Source organism: Martelella sp., assembly GCF_984369615.1.
Window position 1 is genome coordinate 1 of record NZ_CFHTCS010000515.1, and the last position, 2,349, is coordinate 2,349.

Here is a 2,349-nt window from a genome sequence, read left to right on the forward strand (position 1 = left end):
CACTGACCGGTGTGGCGGTGTTCAGCGCGGTGGTGAACCTGCTGATGCTGACGGGGCCGTTGTTCATGCTGCAGGTCTATGACAGGGTCTTGTCCAGCCACTCATCGGCCACGCTTCTGGTCCTGTTTGCCATCGTCGCCTTTCTCTATGGGTTGATGGGGTTTCTCGATCATGTGCGCGGAAGGGTTCTGGCGCGCGTCGGCGCGCGGTTTCAGGCACGGCTCGATGGAAGGGTTTTTCGCGCCGTTTTGAAACAGGCGGAGCATCCCGGTCTGCGGGAGCAGCCTGCGGGTGGGCTGAGGGATCTCTCCAGCATTCAGGCTTTCCTCTCCTCGCCTCTGCCCGGCGCTGCCTTCGACCTGCCCTGGACACCGCTGTTTCTGGCGATCCTGTTTGCCTTCAACATGTGGATGGGTTGGCTCGGGCTTGCCGGCGGCATTGTCATCGGCGTTCTTGCCTTTGCCAATCAGCGGCTGACGCAGAAGAGCCAGGCGGATGCCGCCCGGCTGGCGCGGGACGCCGATGCGGCGACCGAACGCACCCGCAAGCAGATCGAGACCGTGCGCGCGCTGGGCATGATGGGCCCGCTTGTCTCCCGCTGGCACGCGGTGCGGGAAACGGCGCTTGAGGCGCAGATCGCGGCGTCAGACCGGGGCGGCGGGCTGACGGCGGCGACCAAAGCCTTCCGGCTTCTGCTCCAGTCTGCCGTGCTGGCGCTCGGCGCGCTCCTGGTGCTCGACGGGCAATTGTCCGCCGGCGCGATGATTGCGGGCTCCATCCTGCTCGGTCGCGCGCTTGCGCCCATCGAGCAGGTGATCGGCCAGTGGGCGACTTTCCAGAAGGCCGGCCGCGCCTGGTCGTCGCTTGCCCAATTACTAAGCGCCGTGCCTGAAGGCGAAGCGCCCATGCCCCTGCCGCGGCCGGAGGGCCGGCTTTCGGTGGAAGCTATCACCGTCGTTCCCCCCGGCGAAAAAAAAACGGTTCTGTCGGGTATCAGCGTTGCCGTGGAACCCGGCAAGGCGCTTGCCGTCATCGGGCCGAGTGCTGCGGGCAAATCGAGCTTTGCCCGCGCGGTTACCGGGCTTTGGCCGGCGGCGGGCGGCGTGGTGCGTCTCGGCGGTGCGGATATCCGCCACTATGATCCCGATGTCCTGGGCAGCCTCATGGGCTATCTGCCGCAGACCGTCATGCTGTTTCCCGGAACGGTGGCACAGAACATCGCCCGTTTTACCGCAGACCCGGACCCGGAGGCCGTCGTCCTGGCGGCCCGGCGGGCCGGCGCCCATGACCTTATCCTGTCATTGCCCGATGGCTATGACACGGTTCTGACTGAAGGCGAGAGCCGGCTTTCGGGCGGCCAGCGGCAGCGGATCGGACTGGCGCGCGCGCTTTATGGCGATCCGGTCGTCCTGGTGCTGGATGAGCCGAATGCGAGCCTCGATGATCCGGGCGTGAAGGCGCTGAATGGGGCGATCGCGACGGCGAAGGCCGATGGGCGAGCCGTCATCATCATGTCGCATCGGCCCTCGGCGCTGGCCGAATGCGACGATGTGCTTCTGCTCGACGGCGGACAGGCGCGCGCGGTCGGCCCGCGTGACGAAGTGCTGCAGCGCTTTGTCCGTCCGCCGCAGGGCAAGATTGCGGGAGGCGTGCAATAAGATGAGCGACAGGGACTGGACGCCTCATCACTATCTGCGCAACGGCTTTCTGGCGCTGGCCGTGGGGCTTGGCGCTTTTATTGTCTGGGGCTTTGCCACCGAGATCAACGGCGCGGTGGTTGCCTCCGGCCTGGTGGAGGTCGAGGCGCGCCGCCAGGTGATCCAGCACCGCGACGGCGGCATTGTCGCGGCGATCGAGGTGCGCGACGGCATGCCCGTTGCGGCCGGCCAACCGCTGATCCGCCTTGACGGCACGGAGCTTGCGGCCGAGCGGCAGATGCTGTCGCGGCAATTGTTCGAGGCCGAAGCCCGGCTCGCGCGTTTGGCGGCTGAGGTTAGGGGCGATGACGTGCTCACCTTCGGACAGGCCCTGAAGGATAAGGCGGCAGAAGATGACGAGCTCGAACGGGTTCTGGCCGATGAACAGGCTCTGTTCGAAGCACGGCGCGACACGCTGGCGCTGACCCGGCAGCAGCTTGAAAAGCAGAAGCTCCATACCGAGGCGGTGATCGAGAGCAAGGGACACCAGCTTGTCGCGCTCAACAAGCAGTATGATATCCTCGATGAAGAAGTGAAGCGGTATCAGGGCCTCTTGAAGCGGGGGCTTTCGCAGGCAAGTCCGGTCTCGACGCTGAAACAGCAGGCGGCCGAACTCGAAAGCGATATCGCCGGGCTCGAGGCCTCGATTGCC

Annotated in this window: 2 protein-coding genes; both read left to right on the forward strand. The window is 65.8% G+C overall.

From position 1 onward, the window contains the following. The coding region (locus AC5DC2_RS23100) for a type I secretion system permease/ATPase (RefSeq protein ID WP_491700179.1) at window positions 1-1,658 on the forward strand (1,658 nt) is incomplete at its 5' end. Window position 1,659: 1 nt separating this feature from the next. After that, window positions 1,660-2,349 (forward strand): HlyD family secretion protein (locus AC5DC2_RS23105; protein WP_491700180.1); only part of this gene is annotated, 690 nt, incomplete at its 3' end.